The following is a 20,430-nucleotide window of genomic DNA, read 5'->3' on the forward strand; positions in this document are numbered from 1 at the left end:
ACTATGACGCAAACATTTATACCAGGCAAAGATGCCGCTTTAGAAGACTCTATTTCACGGTTTCAGCATAAGCTACAGTCTTTAGGGTTTACTATTGAAGAAGCTTCATGGCTGAATCCGGTTCCGAATGTCTGGTCAGTCCATATCCGCGATCGTGACTGTCCTCTGTGTTTTACCAATGGCAAAGGTGCCAGCAAAAAAGCCGCCCTGGCTTCTGCGTTAGGTGAATATTTTGAACGGTTATCAACGAACTATTTCTTTGCCGATTTCTGGCTGGGTGAAACGGTCGCTGGCGGTGACTTTGTCCATTATCCGAATGAGAAATGGTTCCCGCTGACTGAAGACGACGATTTACCGGAAGGACTGCTGGACCCTGCACTGCGTAAGTTCTATGACCCGGACAATGTCCTCGGTGCCAGCCTGCTGGTTGATCTGCAGTCAGGTAACGATGACCGGGGAATCTGCGCACTGCCGTTTATCCGTCAGTCAGACAAGCAGACCGTCTATATTCCGATGAATATTATCGGTAATTTATATGTATCCAATGGTATGTCAGCCGGTAATACCGCCAGTGAGGCACGGGTTCAGGGTCTTTCGGAAGTCTTTGAGCGTTACATTAAAAACCGTATTATCGCTGAATCAATCAGCCTGCCGGAAATTCCACAGACAGTCATGGCCCGTTATCCGGCGGTTATCGAAGCTATTGCACAACTGGAAGCCGAAGGTTTCCCGATTTTTGCCTACGACGCCTCGCTGGGCGGCCAGTATCCGGTGATCTGTGTGGTGTTATTTAATCCGGAAAATGGTACCTGTTTTGCTTCTTTCGGCGCCCATCCTGATTTCGGCGTCGCGCTGGAACGCACCGTTACGGAACTATTACAGGGCCGCAGCCTGAAAGATCTGGATGTGTTTACTCCGCCAACCTTTGATGATGAAGAAGTCGCAGAACACACTAACCTGGAAACACATTTTATCGATTCCAGCGGCCTGATCTCCTGGGATATGTTCAAAGATACTCCTGATTATCCGTTCGCTGACTGGTCCTTTTCCGGTACCACCGAACAGGAATTTTCGACACTGATGAATATTTTCCGTGCCGAAAATAAAGAAGTGTATATTGCCGACTATGAACATCTGGGCGTATATGCCTGCCGGATTATTGTTCCCGGCATGTCTGATATTTATCCGGCCGAAGATTTATTGCTGGCTAACAACAATATGGGATCCGGTTTCCGTGAAACTTTCCTTAGTTTACCGGGCAGCGAATGGCAACCTCAGGACTACCTTGAACTGATTACGCAGATGGATGACGAAGGCCTGGACGATTTTACCCGGGTACGCGAACTGCTGGGTCTGGCGACGGGCAAAGATAATGGCTGGTCAACCCTGCGCGTCGGTGAACTTAAAGCTATGCTGGCACTTGCCGGAGGCGATCTCGACCAGGCATTGATCTGGACCGAGTGGACCATTGAATTTAACAATTCAGTCTTCAGTGCCGAACGGGCTAATTACTACCGCTGCCTGCAGACATTACTGTTGCTGTCACTGGAAGATGAGCGGACCCCCGGCGAATATCTGACCGCCTTTAACCGTATGTACGGCAGCGATGCGGTAGAAGCTGCGTCTGCGGCAATCAGTGGCGAAGAACCTTTTTATGGGCTGCAGAAAGTTGACTTGTCTCTGACTGCTTTCCCTGCCCATCAGTCTTTACTGGCGGCTTATGAGAAACTTCAGGCCGCAAAACGTCAGTACTGGTCAGAAAATTAAGTCTCCGCCGATTCTTTGTTAAAAAAATATTTACAGCGCCTTCGACCGGCGCTGTTTTTTTGCCCCGTCTGTTTATATTTAGCTGTAGCTCCCTCTCCCGGCGCATAATCATGCCGTTTTTAGTCTTTATTGTTTAATCATCTGGCGACAATACCCGGTTAATCAAAAAATAAAATAGTTATTAAAATAAATTTTAACCTTTATTTTCAATGCATTATGATATATCACTGACCAAAAAAGACAGTTTTAGCAGACCAGCAACGGTTAAAAGTGATCCAGGTCAATTCTCACAAACAGGCCATTTGATACTCTGGGCACAGCGAAAACTCTGAGGGGATTTGTGTGAAAACGGACAATCCTTTTGATCTGTTAATGCCGGCAGCAATGGCAAAAGTTGCCGAAGAAGCAGGTGTCTATAAGGCATCAAAACCACCATTAACCACCTTTTTCCTGGCAATTAATGCAGGTGTTTTTATCTCCATCGCCTTCACTTTTTATATTACCGTCACTACCGGTAGCAGCGAATTACCTTATGGTATTTCGCGACTGATTGGCGGACTCTGTTTCTCTCTCGGGTTGATTCTGGTGGTCGTCTGTGGTGCTGATTTATTCACTTCAACCGTTCTTATTGTGGTTGCCAAAGCCAGTGGGCGTATCAGCTGGGCTCAGCTCACGCGCCACTGGATTATCGTCTATTTCGGAAACCTGTTTGGCGCGTTACTGTTTGTGGCGCTGATTTGGTTATCTGGTGAACATCTGGTGGCTAATGGATTATGGGGCCTCAATGTACTGCAGACAGCCGATCATAAAATGCACCATACATTTGTCGAAGCCGTTGCCCTGGGAATTCTGGCCAACTTACTGGTTTGTCTGGCCGTATGGATGAGCTATTCCGGTCGTTCACTGACAGATAAAACCCTTGCCATGATCCTGCCGGTGACTATGTTTGTTTCCAGCGGGTTTGAACACAGTATTGCCAATATGTTTATGATTCCGATGGCTATTGTCATTAAAGATTTTGCTTCTGCTGATTTCTGGCAACTGACCAGTACCACAGCCGGACAATTTTCCACACTGACTCCCTGGCAATTTATTACCGATAATCTTATTCCCGTTACTCTGGGGAATATTATTGGTGGCGGTTTATTAGTAGGGCTCACGTACTGGATTATTTACTTGCGTAAAGATAATAGTGAAAACTAATTTATCAATACTACACTGAACATAGATTTTGTACCGGCAGGTCACGTACCGCTGCCCGTACGCTGAATTCAACTTAACAAGGCAGGTATCTCATGACTGAACTTAATGAAAAAATGAACCAGGCGTGGCAGGGGTTTGCAGCCGGTGAATGGCAAACCAGCGTTAACGTCCGCGATTTTATTCAGAAAAACTATACACCTTATGAAGGCGATGAAGCCTTCCTCAGCAACGCAACAGATGCCACAACCACATTGTGGGATAAGGTTATGGAAGGTATTAAAATCGAAAACCGGACCCATGCACCGGTCGATTTTGATACGGATCTGGCTTCAACAATTACTTCCCACGACGCAGGCTATATCAACAAGTCACTGGAAAAAATTGTCGGTCTGCAAACGGAAGCGCCCCTGAAACGTGCCATTATTCCCTACGGTGGTATCCGTATGGTTGAAGGCTCCTGTCAGGTATATGGCCGTGAACTCGATCCGACACTGAAAAAAATATTTACTGAATACCGTAAAACACATAACCAGGGTGTGTTCGATGTCTACACACCGGATATTATGCGTTGCCGTAAGTCCGGAATTCTGACCGGCCTGCCGGATGCCTATGGTCGCGGCCGTATTATCGGTGATTATCGCCGTGTTGCACTCTACGGTATTGATGCACTGATGAAAGATAAACTGGCCCAGTTTGGCTCACTGCAAAGTGACCTCGAACAGGGTAATGCTCTCGAAGAAACTATTCGTCTGCGCGAAGAAATTTCAGACCAGTATCAGGCTCTGAAAGATATGAAAGAAATGGCCAGCCGTTATGGTCTGGATATCGCCTCTCCGGCGACGAATGCCCGTGAAGCTGTGCAATGGACTTATTTCGGTTATCTGGCTGCCGTAAAATCACAGAATGGTGCGGCTATGTCATTCGGCCGTGTTTCAACCTTCCTGGATATCTATATTGAACGAGACCTGCAGGCGGGCATTCTGAGCGAAGATGAAGCACAAGAGCTGATTGACCACCTGGTGATGAAACTGCGGATGGTTCGGTTCCTGCGTACCCCGGAATACGATGAACTGTTCTCCGGCGACCCGATCTGGGCAACCGAGTCACTGGCAGGTATGGGACTGGATGGCCGGACGCTGGTCACTAAAAGTACATTCCGCTTCCTCAATACCCTCTATACCATGGGGCCTTCACCTGAACCGAATATGACTATTCTGTGGTCAGAACAATTACCACTGAATTTCAAAAAATATGCGGCTAAAGTGTCCATCGATACGTCATCTATCCAGTATGAAAATGATGACCTGATGCGGCCTGACTTTAACAGTGATGACTATGCCATTGCCTGTTGTGTCAGCCCGATGATCGTCGGCAAACAGATGCAGTTCTTTGGTGCCCGCGCTAACCTGGCGAAAACCATGCTGTACGCGATTAACGGCGGGATGGATGAAAAACTGAAAATTCAGGTCGGCCCCAAAGAGGCCCCGATTACCGATGAGATCCTCGACTTCGATACTGTGATGGCCCGTATGGATCATTTTATGGACTGGCTGGCAACCCAGTACGTCACAGCGCTGAACGTCATTCACTATATGCACGATAAATACAGCTATGAAGCTGCTTTAATGGCTCTGCATGACCGTGATGTTTACCGCACTATGGCATGTGGTATCGCAGGACTGTCAGTCGCGGCTGACTCCCTTTCTGCAATTAAATATGCCAAAGTTAAACCGGTTCGTGACGAAAATGGCCTGGCTATTGATTTCGAAATCGAAGGTGAGTATCCGCAATTCGGGAATAATGATGCACGGGTCGATGAACTGGCCTGCGATTTAGTTGAACGTTTTATGAAAAAAATTCAGAAACTGAAAACTTACCGTAACGCGGTTCCGACCCAGTCAGTACTGACCATCACCTCAAATGTGGTTTACGGTAAAAAAACAGGTAATACTCCTGATGGCCGCCGTGCCGGAGCACCATTCGGTCCCGGCGCGAACCCGATGCATGGACGTGACCAGAAAGGTGCTGTCGCTTCCCTGACATCAGTGGCAAAACTGCCCTTTGCCTACGCTAAAGATGGTATTTCTTATACCTTCTCTATTGTCCCTAACGCGCTGGGTAAAGATGATGATATCCGTAAAGCTAACCTTGCAGGACTGATGGATGGATATTTCCATCATGAAGCCGCTATCGAGGGCGGACAGCACCTGAATGTCAATGTAATGAACCGTGAGATGTTGCTGGAAGCGATGGATAATCCGGAAAAATATCCACAGCTGACCATCAGGGTTTCGGGGTATGCTGTTCGCTTTAATTCACTGACCAAAGAACAACAGCAGGACGTTATTACCCGTACGTTCACTCAATCAATTTAATACTGGTTAACCAGGTTAAAAAGGCTCCCGGCCGGGAGCCTTTTTACTCTTCCTGTTTTATGCTGAATATAACAGCAACTTATAAACACCTGTCAATGCCGGCCTGCGAGATTACCGCAGCTCACCCCGGAGGAACCATCGCATGTCAGTCACTGGTCATATTCACTCTGTCGAATCCTGTGGTACCGTCGACGGACCAGGTATTCGCTTTATCGTTTTTTTTCAGGGTTGCCTGCTACGCTGCCTGTATTGCCATAACCGTGATACCTGGGATACTCATGGCGGCCAGGAAGTTACCGTACAAGAACTTATGGATGACCTGCTTTCCTATAAACACTATATTGCCGCCTCCGGTGGCGGGGTTACCGCGTCAGGCGGTGAGGCTATTTTGCAGGCTGAGTTTGTCCGCGACTGGTTCAGAGCCTGTAAACAGGCGGGTATCGATACCTGTCTGGACACCAATGGGTTTGTCCGCCGCTATGATCATGTAATCACTGAACTGATGGAGGTCACCGATCTTGTCATGCTGGATCTGAAGCAAATGGATGATCAGATACATCAGAAACTGACCGGTGTTTCAAACCACAGGATGCTGGAGTTCGCAGAATATCTGCATAAAACCGGTAAACGCACCTGGATACGTTATGTGGTCGTGCCCGGGTACACAGATGATGATCAGTCTGCGCACCGGCTGGGGCAGTTTACTGCTGCAATGGACAATATCGAAAAAATAGAATTACTGCCCTATCATGAACTGGGTAAACATAAATGGACAGCAATGGGCGAAAAATATCCGCTGGAAGGAGTAAGTCCTCCGCCGAAAGAAACCATGGAACGGGTAAAATCAATTATTGCCAGTTACGGCCATAACGTTATTTACTGAATATGCAGGGGCCGCTGGCCCCTTCTTCAGACACAAGCGTATCCGCCTTACGCATGAGCGACCGGTGTTGTCTGATGATCCGCTTTACGCAGTAACATCAGCAGATAGACAAACGAGACTGCCGCAATCATGGTAAACAACACATTATCCGTGAAATGCTCCATCAGTAATGATGTCATTCCCGGCCCGACCAGACTGCCGACTGTATAGCTGAGTAACAGGGTCTGATTCATTGCAATCAGCTCATGATGCGCAACTTTTTCACATGCCCAGGACATAGCCACCGGATACAACGTAAAACAGGAGCATCCCAGAATAAACAAAGCAGGCACCATTGCCAGCTGAGTTAACATTCCTAATGCACCCAGTATCACCATAAAGACCTGCACACGCAGTACCATCAGACGACCAAAACGGTCGGCCAGTCGGCCTACAGGCCATTGTCCGAGAATAGCCGCACTGACCAGTAATGCCATCCAGTAACCCACGTTCGCATCGCTCATACCTTTGTGAGACAGGTATAATGGTAACAGTCCATACAGCGAGCCCAGTACAACGCCTGAAAGAATACAGCCGTTAATACCCAAACGTGATGAATGGCGGGAAAACATTTCACGGATATTCGGCGAGGCTGAATTTTCTGCGACTTCAGGCGGGTTAATCCGCGCAAAAAATAACGGCAGTACAGCGACCATAATGCACACCACCAGCAGAGGTATCATAAATCCGGCGGCATCAGAAACCAGACTGACCAGTAACTGCCCCAGCACTGTGGCGATATAATAAACAATCATATACGCAGCCAGCAGCCGGCCACGATTGCGTAAGGTCCCTGAACAGAGCAAAGCGCTTTCAACAACCACCCAGATAAGGGCACATCCGGTACCTGCCAGAAAACGCCATACTGTCCAGCCAGTAAAACCACCGGCGATTAATAAAGCGCAGGTCGCCACAGCAAAAATTGCGGTCGCTATATAATAGCTGCGGTTAAAACCGAGGGTTGTGATAACTTTCCCTGCAATCACCGTCCCGAGTAAATTGCCGGTAAAAAAAGCAGAACTCACCACACCCACCTGCCAGGTAGCAAATTGGTCATGGGTCAGCCAGAGAGGCACCAGTGTATTTAACACCGCAATTGCGATGGTCAATAACAGCAGACCGGAGAGCAGAAGCAATACAGGACGGGACCATGCAGACATAGCCATAACCACAAAGAAAGTAATAATTGTGGCGAATAATGGCACTACTATTTTTAAAGTCAATTAGCAAAAAACAGCAGAGCATTTTTTGCTGAAAAAAGAAATTTAAACCGCGGGGAAAGATTATTCAGGAGTTATAAATTTATTGTTTAATCCTTTTTTATATATAGAGCAGCAAACCCTGTATCCCGTATTTTAAAGCCACAGGGAATGATCTTCAGCAGGTCAGGAGAGCACATATCCGTAATCAGTAACTGACCTCCACCCGGCGGTATTGTGGCTGATGATCGTAAGTTTCAGCTTGCTGATGCACCCGCACCAGATAGGTGACGGAACGGGGACATTGCACGTTTACCTGCGGGCTATCAGCAGATGAAGCTACAGACATCGCGCAACGGTTAACCACTTGCAAACGAATATTTATACCAGCGTCAGTGAGTGCCGCCGTTACAGGGAAAACGAGACCAGCCAACACCAAGGCTAAAAATAACCGCACGCCTGCCAATAACCGATTACTGCACAGATTTCGCATACCCCTTCTCCTTTGCAATCACTGCGTAAGGCTTATGCTTTCCCGAAATGAAAATAAAACCACAACTGGCAATCTTTTCTATCTGTAACAACAGGTATACAAGGGTTCTGTAGCCGTATCAAATGAAAGTAAGAGACTAAATGACCGGAATCATATTAACCGGGGGAGATGATGACTGAGTGACTAAAAATCCATCAGAAAAATAAAGAATGGTGATAAATAATACCGAAGAAGTAAGCGCACAACAGAGAAATGTTGTGCACTCAGAAAACAGTTAATAGCGGAGGGTGACTGTCACTGTATCTGTATAGTTGCCCGCTGTCGGCCAGTTCTGGTCAGGCAGCACCCCGTAAACGATAAGGTTCTGACTGTTCCCGGTCGCGGAACGGACTGTCTGAGTATTAGTATCATTCCAGACCACACTGTGAGCCGCATCCTGGTAAAGCTGATAAGACACACACTGGTTATCTGCGGTATTACATAACTGACGGACCGATTGCTGGCTATGCAGCCCGTTGCCTAATGCTACCGAGAAAGAAGTGTTCACCGGGCAGGTCACTGACAGGGTCGAGATAGCCGTTGCCGATAATTGCGGTGATAACGCCGGGCTATGCTGGCCAAAATCAAGATCGCTGACCTGATCAAGCGTACAGCCTTGTTTTACTGAGGCAGTCGCTGAAACAGAAATTCTGTTCTGAGAGTAGGTATTGGGCATCGCTGCACAGGAAGGCAGCTGATTTCTGCTGCTAGCAAAGGCATATTTGTAATAGGCGAAAAAATTATATTTATAATAATCCATTGCGGTCAGTTTAGTCTGCCCCGCCAGAATACGGCCAGTCAGTATAAAGCTGCCGGATGCACTTTGCCCTGAGGGTACAGCCATATCAAACTGTGCAAATACGGAACTATTAGCACTCAGGGCCGTCTCCGGACTGTCTGACGGATAAACATTAAAATACAAAGGGTAACCACTGATACCATTCGGGTTCATGGCGACCGGTGCATTTTCATCTATAAAATTCAGGCACAGCCGGATGTAATCTGTTGACGGATCATAGCTGTTACAAGTAATACCGATCTGTGCTGTTGATGACACTGCCTGGCCGGGAGTTACGGTGCCAAAGTTGTACCCTGCCCCGTCACCGGTCCAGCAATGGGGATCTGCGGAGGCGCTGGCCGAAAAAAACAATCCGCCAGACAGCACCAGTAAAAAAATGAATATCCGGGTTACTGGCATACTGCCTCCATAGTAGTTATCGCTTTTCCTGCCGGCAGCTGCGCGGGCAACCTGATCCGGCATGTGCTGTCGGGTAAATGAACAATGGCAAAACCTTCCGCCGGCGGATTCTCAAGATAAATATTGCCTTCATAACCCACCACCGTTGTGCGGGTTCCCGTTTCGGGTTGCTGTCCGGCGGCGGTAACCACGCTGACAGGTGCAGCAAACGGCAGTGCTTTACCCTGTGTCTGTTTAACCGTCATCAGTAATGCACGGGCACGATAGATTCGGAAGTGCACCATTGCACCACCACCGCTTTCAGGAATAGCATTATCCTCCGTGTAAAGCGCACGAAAATCATCAGGCAGTGATAATACATCGATACTGATATTGTTACGGTAATAAGGCAGCAGGTTATTAAGAAACAGTTTTCCATCGCGGTCGGTTTTGCCGACTGGCTGATGCTCCAGATAAACCGGGATTCCCGCAATACCGTCGGTATCCACAAGGGCGAAACCATCCCCCAATTGTCGCGTGGCATAAAATGCATTAGCGAACAGACCCGCGGTTCCGGACAGGGAAGCATAATAATTATTCTGCTGACTGTAGCGGTTATAGCCCAATTCCAGGTCACTCCACTCGGTACGCTGGCGATAATCCAGATGCGTTGTGGCATTACTTCCGTTTTGTAGTGATACATCGCCCCCCCAGCCCGGTTTATTCGAAATCACCGATTTCGACCATGTCAGCTGATTGTTTGCAGACTGACTATCCTGCGAATGCTGTACGCTGACATACTGAGTATCTGAAAGGGGAACGCTTACACTGAGATACAGTGTTTTATCATGATCCATTTCCAGCGCCCGGGTGAGGCTGGCGGAAATATTGATATTATGACGGAAGGTTCCTGACCAGGAAAAACCGGCATAACTGCGGGTCTCCCCTGCATATTGACGGTTAATCCAGCTGGCACCTACTGTACCCGCCGCTCCCATGGACCAGCTGATAAAAGCATTGTCTGAACGTGTTGCCAGCTCACCTTCCGTTAATACCGACATGTCACGGTAATGGCTGTCACGGCGGGTATCTGTCAGCGAGAAACTGAGATGGCGGTTGGACCACTGCCAGCCAACTCCCCATTGTTTACCGTTCAGACGGTTATGTCTGCTGGCAGAAATATCTCCGTGGACAATGCCCAGCCACGGGGACAACAGATAATTAGCACCAATACCCCCATTCTGCAACGGTTCACCCTGCTCCGTATGCGCTTCCAGCGTCAGATCATCCCTGAGTCCATAACGTCCGTTACCGGTGACCATTAAGCCCGGGTTATAGCTGAAAGAACGATAACTGTAGTCTTTCCGTAACCAGCCGGCATTAATACTCCAGCTATTCAGCCCGCGAGATAACAGCAAATCGGATCCATAAATATTCAGGTTTACGACACGCTGTTGCCCGTTTATGTCAGTGATAACAACCTGTGCCGAGCTATTACCGGTAAACACCGGAGCCGTATTCAGGGTGAACTGTCCCGGTTCGACATGTTGTGTTGTCTGTCTTATTCCCTGAACATACAAATCGACGGTCGAAGGTAAAGCAACAGTATCGGAAAGAATATCCTGCGTTGAAGTATTAAAGTCGGGTTGCAGTGCGTAATTATGTGCCAGACTGACCCCGGCAAAACGCACACTGTTGGTCCATGACTGGCTGCCCGTATAACTGTCTCCGAGGGTTAAGCTCAGCAGTTTGTCGGTATTATTATAACTCCACGCACTCATCAGCCGCCGGGTTCCGTTATCGGTACCCGTGTCAGAATGATTAAAACGACTGTTAAAGGAAGTACTAAAGTTTCCCGGCCCTATTCCGAAAGAACGCAAGTCTGTATAAGCGCTCAGGCTCTGACTGTAAGGCTGCTCTGCACTATAAAGATTATAATCAAAGGCAATACCTTTGACCCGCGGGGAAAAGTCCTGACGAGTGATCAGTCCGTTAGATTGTGATGTTAACTTCTGATGCCCTGCCAGCCAGTCAACGGTTGCCCGGATATTTAACTGCTGTTGTAAATCATCATAAACCAGAGACAACCCGCCCCCGGAAACCATATCAACGGTATTATCTGCCGTTGCTAATTTATCAGTGCGGATATTCAGCTGCTTAAAATCTTGTGCAGAAATAAAAAAATGATCGCCACTTTTTCGAATCTGAAACAATCCGGGTACCGCAGCATCATTAACACTGACAGTTAAATAAAGAACTTCATCTGATACTGCACAGAAAGACACCGGCAGTAAAAACACTGCACTTAGCAGAGATAATTTACGGGCTGACAACTGGTACGGTCTGAGTCTCTGCATTATCATTTACATTGAAAGTAAGTGTTGAACCGGAATAATGTCCTTTGGGCAATGTCCACGAACGAGTGCTCTTTGCTAACACATACCCCAGCAACCCTTTATTTACAGGATAATGATGACCAGCCGATGATAATACGACATTACTTAATTTCAGGTGCTGTGAACTGTTATTTTCTATCCACAGGCGTTCAGGCACTGCCGATGTATCCAGATGAAATACAACCTGGCTGAGATTTATTACAGATGCGGGCGTATTAATAAACACCGGCAGATCATAACGGAGCAAAAACCTGACGGTCTGATTGCCATTCTGTGACGTTCCCGGCAACTCATCAACAACCAGCCGGTATGCCTGTTCTGCACCGCCAGCCGGAGGCACCGGCAATATCACCCTTAACAACTGCTGTTTTCCCGGCGGAATAGCCGTGATCGGCGGACTCACCAGTAACGAATGAGTCTCGCTCAGGACATCACTGCCGTTTTTCTGAGTCCACTGATAAACCCTGACCTGGGCACTGATAGGATCAACGCCGGTATTATTTACATAAATAGCTTTAACGTTCTCGCCGACAGAGAAATTAATATTTACCGGGTATACCTGTAAACTGGCAGCATAAGTCAGCGGAGAAATTAAAAAATAAATAATCAGTGCGCTATAAAAATATATTTTCCCGGTCATAGGTCCGCCGAGCCTTAGTAATTAACTGTCAGCGTAACTTTATCGGTATAATCACCAACCGGGGCAGTCTGCAATGACGTTCCGTTGATGACACCGTAGATATTAACAGGCTGTGCTATCCCGGTCCCCGTTCCGGAAGTCGATGCCACACTGGCACTCAGATTTGTCTGGTGATTGGCATCTGCATAAATAGCATAAGATACTTTATCGCCTTTAGTATCAGACAAATTATACCCACTATTACTGGCAGCAGTTATATTGTAAGCCGTATCTTTAGTACAGGTCACGCTCCCGGTTGCTGTTCTGGATACATCACCGGCATTACTGTTCTGGGTACCAAAATCAAGATCACCCATACTAATAGTACAGGCCTTCTGCACCGTTAATTTCACATTCATATTTGCTGTAGCCGAACTGGTATCAGCATGAGCCATAACAGAAAAAAGTAATGCTGAACTTAAAGACGAAAGTACTAATGATTTCTTTAACATATCTATCTCTTTTTATTATTGATATTAAAAGCAGAGTTTTTATCCGGCTGATATAAAGCAACGCTATATAAGCGCGGCTGCATTATACGCCGCGCAATTAAAAATCCAATGTTGTAAAAGACAGACATTACACATTAATAGATTAAATACAAACATCTGCAAATAAAACAACTCACAGCATAAAAACCCACAAACGTTAAGATTAAAGGTTTTATGTTTCTATACTTCGGAGAATTCCGATATAAAACACCAAAAATAAGGGAATGGTAATTGATAGGTTAAAACATTCAGATATGGAGGACAGTCTTTTTACCCTCACTTAATATATTATAATTATTAATTATCTCGCTAAGGTATCACGACTATAGGTAACTATAAACCGGTCACTTAATCGCATATCCATATGATAAATAAAAATTAAATATTTCCCACGGCAGGCCGGACACCCTGTCAGGGTCAGGCAGCTAATAATATCACATTGTTATTAGTTCCCGGTGTTTTTATCAACATGAATAAGACAACAGCGCCTGCTAACTAATAATCCGGCCCGACAGGTTGGTCTTCATCAGCCAGGCAGTCTTTGTCCTGTTCAGGCTAAGAGGAGAGATAAAAAAAAACCTGCCACTAAATACCGGCAGGTTTTTTTCAGAGAATACGGCATTAGCCGATAAATTCCAGATTATTCATATAAGGGCGCAGTACCCCGGGTACCTGAATTCGCCCATCAGCCTGCTGATAATTTTCCAGCACCGCGACCAGAGTACGGCCCACAGCCAGCCCGGACCCATTCAGGGTATGTAATAAACGGGTCTTTTTATCATTTTTGCTCCGGCAGCGTGCCTGCATACGGCGGGCCTGGAAGTCCATCATGTTGGAACAGGAAGAAATTTCACGATAGGTATTCTGTGCCGGTAACCAGACTTCAAGGTCATAAGTTTTGCTGGCCCCGAAGCCCATATCACCGGTACAGAGCAGCATTTTCCGGTAAGGGAGGTTCAGTAATTGCAATACTTTTTCTGCGTGCCCAGTCAGTTCTTCCAGTGCCTGCATTGAATTTTCAGGAGCCACTATCTGCACCATTTCAACTTTATCGAACTGGTGCATACGGATTAACCCACGGGTGTCGCGGCCATAAGATCCGGCTTCAGCACGGAAACACGGAGTATGCGCAGTCATTTTAATCGGCAGCGCATCTTCATCGATGATTTCATTACGCACCAGATTAGTTAACGGAACTTCTGCCGTCGGAATCAATGCATAACTGCTGCTGTCAGCTTCTTCTTCAAGCGGACGGGTATGAAACAAGTCATTACCGAATTTGGGCAACTGACCGGTACCATATAATGAGTCATGGTTAACCAGATAAGGCACATACATTTCTGTATATCCATGCTGGCTGGTATGCAAATCCAGCATAAACTGACTTAATGCGCGGTGCATACGGGCAATCTGCCCTTGCATCACCACAAACCGGGATCCGGTCAGTTTAACTGCAGAGGCGAAATCCATCCCGCCAGCCAGTTCACCCAGGTCTACATGATCCCGGACGGTGAAATCAAAGGTCGCCGGTGTTCCCCAGCGGCTGACTTCCTGGTTATCACTGTCATCTTTCCCCTGAGGTACAGCTTCGGCAGGCAGGTTCGGTAATACCAGACAGAAATCACGAATTTCGGTCTGAAGCGCCTCCAGCTCAGCTTTCGCTGTATCCAGACGCTCACCCAGTTCATTCACTTCCTTACGCAATGGCTCGATATCTTCCCCACGCGCCTTGGCCTGACCGATGGATTTGGATCGTGAATTGCGTTCAGCCTGAAGGTTCTCTGTTTCTACCTGCAGTACTTTACGACGTTCCTCCAGAGAACGTAACATTTCAACATCCAGAGTAAATCCCCGGCGTGCCAGTTTTTCTGCAACTGCGTCTGGCTCATTACGCAGCAGATTGGGATCGAGCATGCTAATCCTGTGTATGAGTTAATGGATTGAATATTCGTTGGATGTTTCCAACAAAACGACATAATGTTGCTACTCACCTTACCGCAATGTTTTTGTCAGCGGTAGCGTTTTGTCGGGCTATTTTGGTCCTGTTCGGCCAGCCATGCCAGCTTTTCTGCGATTTTAGTCTCAAATCCGCGCTCAACTGGTGAATAATAGTGCGAACCTGCCATTTCAGGAGGAAAGTAATTTTCTCCGGCGGCATAGGCATTAGGTTCATTATGTGCGTAGCGATACTCTTTGCCCAGCCCCATCTCTTTCATCAGCCTGGTCGGCGCATTACGTAAATGTTCGGGAACATCATAATCAGGATGTTCTCTGGCAGCACGCATGGCGGCATTAAACGCACTATAGACGGCATTACTTTTCGGAGCACAGGCCAGATAAACAGTCGCCTGCGCTATTGCCCGTTCACCTTCTGCCGGCCCTACCCTGGTAAAGCAATCCCATGCCGCTAACGCCACCTGCATCCCTCTGGGATCAGCATTACCGACATCTTCTGACGCTATTGCCAGCAAGCGCCTGGCAACGTAGAGGGGGTCGCCCCCTGCAGTAATAATCCGCGCATACCAGTACAAAGCTGCATCCGGAGCCGAACCCCGTACCGATTTATGCAGAGCAGAAATAAGATCATAAAAACGATCGCCCTTATTATCGAAGCGGGCCGATCGCTCACCGGCAACTTCAGTCAGTAACTCAGCCGTCAGCAGACGTTGCCCCTGTGCATCCGGTTCAGCCATATCAGACATCATTTCTATGGTATTCAGGGCTCTGCGGGCATCCCCGTTAACCAGTTCCGCAATCATCCGTCGAGTTTCCCGCGGCAGTACAATGTTCTGTCCCCCCAGCCCGCGGCGGCTATCTTCCATGGCATGGCTGATAACCTGTTCAATATCTTCTGCGGTCAGAGACTTCAGTAAATATACCCGTGCCCGTGACAACAGTGCTGAATTAAGCTCAAAGGAAGGGTTTTCGGTCGTTGCCCCGATAAAAGTAATGGTGCCGTCTTCAATATGGGGCAGAAAGGCATCCTGCTGACTTTTATTGAAACGGTGAACTTCATCAACAAATAAAATCGTCCTGCGACCTGTTTGCCGGCTCTGTCTGGCCCTTTCAATCGCTTCGCGAATCTCTTTTACCCCGGAGGTTACCGCCGATATCCGTTCCACACTGGCATCCGCGTAACGGGCGATAATTTCGGCCAGGGTCGTCTTGCCGGTCCCTGGTGGCCCCCACAGGATCATCGAATGCAGATGGCCAGCTTCGATGGCGCGGGGTAAAGGCTTCCCCGCCGCCAGCAAATGCTGCTGACCGCTATACTCTGCCAGTGTCTGTGGCCGCATCCGCGCGGCCAGAGGTTGAAATTCACTGGCAGAAAAATCCAGGGAAAGAGTATCCACTGTCACCTCACTGACGCTGGTCATCCAGCGTAACGCCTTTTGGCGGAGTAAATGTAAATTTGTCAGGGCTTATTGCACCATTTTGCTGGTTTTTCAGCTGATAGCTGGTGCGCTGCCCGTCCTGTTCAACGGCGCTGAATTGCCGGATAGTCCCGTCAGGCGCGACATTTATGGTGAACTGCTTCAGATTACTGTTGTTGTTTTTCGGTGTCAGTTCAAAATTATCCCCCTGCTGGCTGACATTGTAATTTTTCCAGTCCGATGACTGATTACGGGCAATCAGCATAAACGGGGTATTACTGGTGGCGTTTTTCAGCCAGCTGGCCGTCACCTGTTCAACAAACGGGTTATAAAACCATAACGTTTTACCGTCGGAGATAATGGTACTTTCATCAGGGGCTGTCATATGCCAGTTAAACAGGCTGGGACGCTTAACCCACAATTCACCGGCACCATCCTGGACATTATTACCGGAACCATCCGTGACCTTCTGGCTAAACGCGGCATGAAAACTGCTGACTTTATTCAGCCGGGCCTGTAATCCGGCAGCATCATCTGCCAGCACACTGGCTGACATCAGCAAGGTTACGGCACCTGTAGCAAGCAGATATTTTATCATTTCATCTTCTTCCTTATTCTGTTATTCCGATCAGGCATTATTACCCTAGCCACTGTCATATGATTCCGACAGGAGAAAAAACTGAAAGCTGTTAGCCACACTATGGAGATGGTACAGCAGATAAGCAATGGGCCAGAAAACTCTGGCCCATTGCTGGTTAGCTAATATCCCGGTGAATTACATTTCATGGGGCGGAGGTGCCAGAACCTCACGGTTACCGTTATGACCAGGCTCAGAGACAATTCCCTGAGCCTCCATCTGCTCAATAATACGGGCAGCACGGTTATAACCAATACGGAACTGACGCTGGACCCCGGAAATAGAGGCCCGGCGTTTTTCCACTACAAATCCGACCGCCTGGTCAAATAACGGGTCAAGTTCTTCACCATTATTATCACCGCCGCCGGAGCCACTCTCACTCTCATCACCCGCCGTAATACTGTCAATATACTGAGGGCGACCACGGGCTTTCCAGTCCTGCACCACTGCATGAACTTCCTGATCACGAACAAAGGCACCGTGGACACGCACCGGCATCGATGAGTTCGGTGGCATATACAACATATCGCCCATCCCGAGCAGAGATTCAGCGCCAGCCTGATCAAGAATGGTTCTTGAATCTATTTTACTGGATACGGTAAACGCAATACGGGTTGGAATATTAGCTTTAATCAGACCGGTAATAACATCCACCGACGGTCGCTGGGTTGCCAGCACCAGATGTATTCCTGCGGCACGTGCTTTCTGAGCCAGGCGGGCAATCAGTTCTTCAACTTTTTTACCTACGGCCATCATCAGGTCGGCAAACTCATCCACCAGAACCACAATGTAAGGCAGTTTTTCCAGGACCGGTGGCGTCGTGTCCATACTGTCTCCCGGTTTCCAGAACGGATCAGGAATCGGACGCCCCATGGCTTCAGCCTGCTCTACTTTCTCGTTATAACCTGCCAGGTTACGTACTCCCAGCGCGGACATCAGTTTATAACGGCGTTCCATTTCTCCGACACTCCAGCGCAACGCATTGGCTGCATCTTTCATATCGGTAACCACTTCTGTCAGCAAATGAGGTATACCTTCATACACTGAGAGTTCCAGCATTTTAGGGTCGATCATAATAAAACGAACTTCATCAGGTGTTGCTTTGTATAGCATACTGATGATCATCGCATTTACACCAACTGACTTACCTGACCCTGTAGTACCGGCCACCAGCAAATGGGGCATTTTTGCCAGATCAGCCACCACCGGCTGCCCGGCAATATCTTTACCCAGTACGACCGCTAACGGTGACGGATTATCCCGGAATTTTGCACAGTCCAGCACTTCACGCAAATAAACGGTTTGACGATGTTTGTTCGGTAACTCCAGACCGACATAAGGTTTGCCGGGGATAACTTCAACAATACGCACCGCTACCGCCGATAAAGAACGCGCAAGATCCCGCGACAAATTAGAAATTCTGGCAGCTTTCACCCCCGGCGCCAGGTCCAGCTCAAAGCGGGTGATCACCGGTCCGGGAGAAATGCCAACCACTTCCGCTTTCACACGAAAATCGCCCAGCCGTGCTTCGACCAGTTTACCTGTCTGCTCAAGGGCGAACATATCGACCGGTTCTTCCTCCGACGGAGGAGGCGTCAGTAAATCCAGCGTTGGCAGCGGTGTGGATGGTTTTTCCAGCGGCTGTTCATGACGAACCAGGAACGGATGGAACAGGCTTTGCTGCTGGCTGCTGGCTGCCGGTTGTGCTCCCTGAACAGCAGTGGTTTCTGCTGGCTGCGGGGTCACCGCCGGACGGGCAGCAGACAAATTCGGACTGTGCGAATCCACAGGTGCTGACACGGGCATTTCAGGTGCAGCTGCGGGGACTTCCGGTTCTGGTTCAGTCGCAGGGGCGATAGTGAACAAAGGTTCACCGGGCCCCTCATCGACCAGGTCTTTCATCGGCGAAAAGTCGAATGCAGATAATGTTTCAGCGGATACTGATGCTACCGACGGCTCCGGCCCGGCAGGCGTTGGTGCGGGAACATCCCGGTAACGCTGCTGCTGATGCTCGGCAAACTGACGGGCCAGTGCTGCCTGTTGCAACATATCTTCATCCTGAGTCGCATCATCGTCATCTGTATGGCCATAACGCTCAGTTTGTTGTTTTGCGAATGCCTGACCTAATTCTGCCTGTTCAAATGCAGCAGCTTCCTCATCCGTACAGGAGGCATCAAAGCCGCCTGTATGCGCTTTTTCCGCTTCGCGTGCTTTTTCTTCTGCCATCCGCTGTGAGGGCAGTTTAATTCCATAAGACGCCATTTCACGGCGGGTGGGTAAACGCACCGGATTTGGTCGTGGCAACTCAGGCCCGCCAATCCCTTTTTTTACCTGCGGATTGTTGTCACGGGTTTTATCTGCAACCGCTGTCTGAGAGGATAATTTTCCCATACTGGCAGCGACTGCAAACGGTGACTGTCCCGCAGGTTTGACCACTGTCGCAGCAGTTGCAGCAGCAACGGGTTGTTCATGCACAGCAGCTGTTACTGACTCAGCCCGCGCGGCGGTCACAGCCACAGCATCAGGAACGACGACAGATTCAGGGACGTCAAAGTGATAACGCGGTGGCAGTGGTGCTGTTGTTATACTGTCTGTCGGCGCAGTATACGCCTGACGTGCAACAGCAGGCTCCGGCCGGGACGGGGATGGATGTTTCTGTGTAGCAGCACCCTCGTTTGTTTCAGGAACCAGCGGTTCAGCAGGCATAACAGCGTCTCTGTGCTCTACAGATTCAGACGGTGAAGACCAGCGTGACGGACTAAACAGCGGATCATTGTCATCCTCACTGCCCAGTGTCACAGGCATACTAAACAAAGGATCATCGTTTTTTGTATGGCTGTTTGTTGCCAGTGAACTGAATAACGGATCATTATCTTCATCCGTAGCTTCAGCAGCAGGATGAACTTCCGAAAATGATGCTGCTGACGCAGGCTGCTTGTTACGCAGTAACGGGTCTGCAACAACGTCCCCTGGCGGCACTGTTGCCGGTTTTTTTATTGCCGCCGGCCCCTGCTCAAACACCTCAGCATCATCTTCATCATCCCCGTATTCATCACCGCGGGAACGGTTGCTGGCAAAGGTCAGTACTGACATTACCGCGCCACCAATTTTTTCCGCAATCGTCAGCCATGACCAGCCGGTATACAGGGTGATACCTGCCGCCCAGACACACAACAGCACCAGGGTACCTGTGGCCTGATTTAAATATGGCGCCATCGCACTGCTGACCAGGCTGCCAATAACCCCCCCGGAAGCAAAATACCAGATATCATCTGCATTTATCGCCGCCAGACCACAGGTAGTGACCACTAAAGCCAGCACCCCTATCAGGCGTAAACCGATAGCAAAATAATCAATGTAGTCTTCATAGTTGCGGTGGCGAAAGGTTATCCAGCACAGGCCAAGGATCACCAGCGGAATAGCATACGCCATTACCCCGAAAACAAATAACAGGGTATCCGCAAGCCATGCGCCGGGGCTGCCGCCAAGGTTATGAATTGGTTCGTGCCAGGCAGTCTGAGACCAGCTGGGGTCAGAGGGATTGAAACTGACCAGCGACACCATCAGATAAACAGCAAAAAGAGCTACCAGAATAAGTAAAGCTTCCAGCAGCCGCCGCCCGCTACTCAGCGGGGTAAGAGATACTTCTTTGTCTTCTGTATATTCCTGGCTCAAGTG

At 48.5% G+C, this 20,430-nt stretch carries 14 protein-coding genes; 4 read left to right on the forward strand and 10 right to left on the reverse strand.

All coding sequences use genetic code 11. The annotated features are described in order from the left end of the window. Positions 1-3 precede the first annotated feature (3 nt). The 4 genes from ycaO (at position 4) to pflA (ending at position 6,228) form a co-directional block, all read left to right on the forward strand. Positions 4-1,767: a 30S ribosomal protein S12 methylthiotransferase accessory factor YcaO gene (gene ycaO / locus JK211_RS00445; RefSeq protein WP_212706698.1), complete on the forward strand. Its 1,764-nt coding sequence runs from the start codon at positions 4-6 to the stop codon at positions 1,765-1,767. 342 nt (positions 1,768-2,109) lie between these two features. After that, entirely contained in the window at positions 2,110-2,970 is an 861-nt protein-coding gene (focA, locus tag JK211_RS00450; RefSeq protein WP_212706699.1) for a formate transporter FocA, read from the forward strand. Between the two features lie 92 nt (positions 2,971-3,062). Beyond that, the gene (gene pflB, locus JK211_RS00455; RefSeq protein WP_212706700.1) at positions 3,063-5,345 is read left to right on the forward strand and encodes a formate C-acetyltransferase; all 2,283 of its coding nucleotides are present in this window, start codon (positions 3,063-3,065) and stop codon (positions 5,343-5,345) included. 142 nt (positions 5,346-5,487) lie between these two features. After that, on the forward strand, positions 5,488-6,228 hold the full coding sequence (pflA, locus tag JK211_RS00460; protein WP_212706701.1) for a pyruvate formate lyase 1-activating protein: 741 nt from the start codon (positions 5,488-5,490) through the stop codon (positions 6,226-6,228). Positions 6,229-6,275: 47 nt separating this feature from the next. On the opposite strand, the gene JK211_RS00465 is transcribed toward pflA, so the two are convergent. The 10 genes from JK211_RS00465 to JK211_RS00510 all read right to left on the reverse strand — a co-directional run bounded on the left by JK211_RS00465 (position 6,276) and on the right by JK211_RS00510 (position 20,427). Then, complete coding sequence (locus JK211_RS00465) at positions 6,276-7,427, reverse strand: MFS transporter (RefSeq protein WP_212706702.1); 1,152 nt, start codon at positions 7,425-7,427, stop codon at positions 6,276-6,278. Between the two features lie 247 nt (positions 7,428-7,674). After that, complete coding sequence (locus JK211_RS00470; RefSeq protein ID WP_212706703.1) at positions 7,675-7,959, reverse strand: hypothetical protein; 285 nt, start codon at positions 7,957-7,959, stop codon at positions 7,675-7,677. Between the two features lie 274 nt (positions 7,960-8,233). Next, positions 8,234-9,196, reverse strand: a complete 963-nt coding sequence (locus JK211_RS00475) for a spore coat U domain-containing protein (RefSeq protein WP_212706704.1) — start codon at positions 9,194-9,196, stop codon at positions 8,234-8,236. Next, positions 9,187-11,532, reverse strand: coding sequence for a fimbria/pilus outer membrane usher protein (locus JK211_RS00480; RefSeq protein ID WP_212706705.1), 2,346 nt, complete (start codon positions 11,530-11,532; stop codon positions 9,187-9,189). Before JK211_RS00480 ends, JK211_RS00475 begins: the two co-directional genes overlap by 10 nt. Continuing rightward, the gene (locus tag JK211_RS00485) at positions 11,495-12,211 is read right to left on the reverse strand and encodes a molecular chaperone (RefSeq protein ID WP_212706706.1); all 717 of its coding nucleotides are present in this window, start codon (positions 12,209-12,211) and stop codon (positions 11,495-11,497) included. Before JK211_RS00485 ends, JK211_RS00480 begins: the two co-directional genes overlap by 38 nt. 14 nt (positions 12,212-12,225) lie before the next feature. Continuing rightward, a complete protein-coding gene (locus JK211_RS00490) occupies positions 12,226-12,702 on the reverse strand; it encodes a spore coat U domain-containing protein (protein WP_212706707.1) in 477 nt (158 codons plus the stop codon). 660 nt (positions 12,703-13,362) lie between these two features. Further along, the gene (gene serS / locus JK211_RS00495) at positions 13,363-14,655 is read right to left on the reverse strand and encodes a serine--tRNA ligase (protein ID WP_212706708.1); all 1,293 of its coding nucleotides are present in this window, start codon (positions 14,653-14,655) and stop codon (positions 13,363-13,365) included. Between the two features lie 95 nt (positions 14,656-14,750). Next, entirely contained in the window at positions 14,751-16,094 is a 1,344-nt protein-coding gene (locus JK211_RS00500; RefSeq protein WP_212706797.1) for a replication-associated recombination protein A, read from the reverse strand. Positions 16,095-16,101: 7 nt separating this feature from the next. Continuing rightward, complete coding sequence (lolA, locus tag JK211_RS00505; RefSeq protein ID WP_212706709.1) at positions 16,102-16,713, reverse strand: outer membrane lipoprotein chaperone LolA; 612 nt, start codon at positions 16,711-16,713, stop codon at positions 16,102-16,104. 177 nt (positions 16,714-16,890) lie between these two features. Then, positions 16,891-20,427: a DNA translocase FtsK 4TM domain-containing protein gene (locus JK211_RS00510; protein ID WP_212706710.1), complete on the reverse strand. Its 3,537-nt coding sequence runs from the start codon at positions 20,425-20,427 to the stop codon at positions 16,891-16,893. Positions 20,428-20,430: the final 3 nt, after the last annotated feature.

It is taken from the genome of Tatumella sp. JGM130, assembly GCF_018257525.1.
Classification (GTDB): domain Bacteria; phylum Pseudomonadota; class Gammaproteobacteria; order Enterobacterales; family Enterobacteriaceae; genus Tatumella; species Tatumella punctata.

Bases quoted from the DNA above. Each gene is read 5' to 3' on its own strand.
- pflB (WP_212706700.1), top strand. From the start codon at position 3,063: ATGACTGAACTTAATGAAAAAATGAACCAGGCGTGGCAGGGGTTTGCA.
- serS (WP_212706708.1), bottom strand. From the start codon at position 14,655: ATGCTCGATCCCAATCTGCTGCGTAATGAGCCAGACGCAGTTGCAGAA.
- JK211_RS00485 (WP_212706706.1), bottom strand. From the start codon at position 12,211: ATGACCGGGAAAATATATTTTTATAGCGCACTGATTATTTATTTTTTA.
- JK211_RS00470 (WP_212706703.1), bottom strand. From the start codon at position 7,959: ATGCGAAATCTGTGCAGTAATCGGTTATTGGCAGGCGTGCGGTTATTT.
- JK211_RS00475 (WP_212706704.1), bottom strand. From the start codon at position 9,196: ATGCCAGTAACCCGGATATTCATTTTTTTACTGGTGCTGTCTGGCGGA.
- JK211_RS00465 (WP_212706702.1), bottom strand. From the start codon at position 7,427: ATGTCTGCATGGTCCCGTCCTGTATTGCTTCTGCTCTCCGGTCTGCTG.
- ycaO (WP_212706698.1), top strand. From the start codon at position 4: ATGACGCAAACATTTATACCAGGCAAAGATGCCGCTTTAGAAGACTCT.
- pflA (WP_212706701.1), top strand. From the start codon at position 5,488: ATGTCAGTCACTGGTCATATTCACTCTGTCGAATCCTGTGGTACCGTC.
- lolA (WP_212706709.1), bottom strand. From the start codon at position 16,713: ATGATAAAATATCTGCTTGCTACAGGTGCCGTAACCTTGCTGATGTCA.
- JK211_RS00480 (WP_212706705.1), bottom strand. From the start codon at position 11,532: ATGCAGAGACTCAGACCGTACCAGTTGTCAGCCCGTAAATTATCTCTG.
- JK211_RS00490 (WP_212706707.1), bottom strand. From the start codon at position 12,702: ATGTTAAAGAAATCATTAGTACTTTCGTCTTTAAGTTCAGCATTACTT.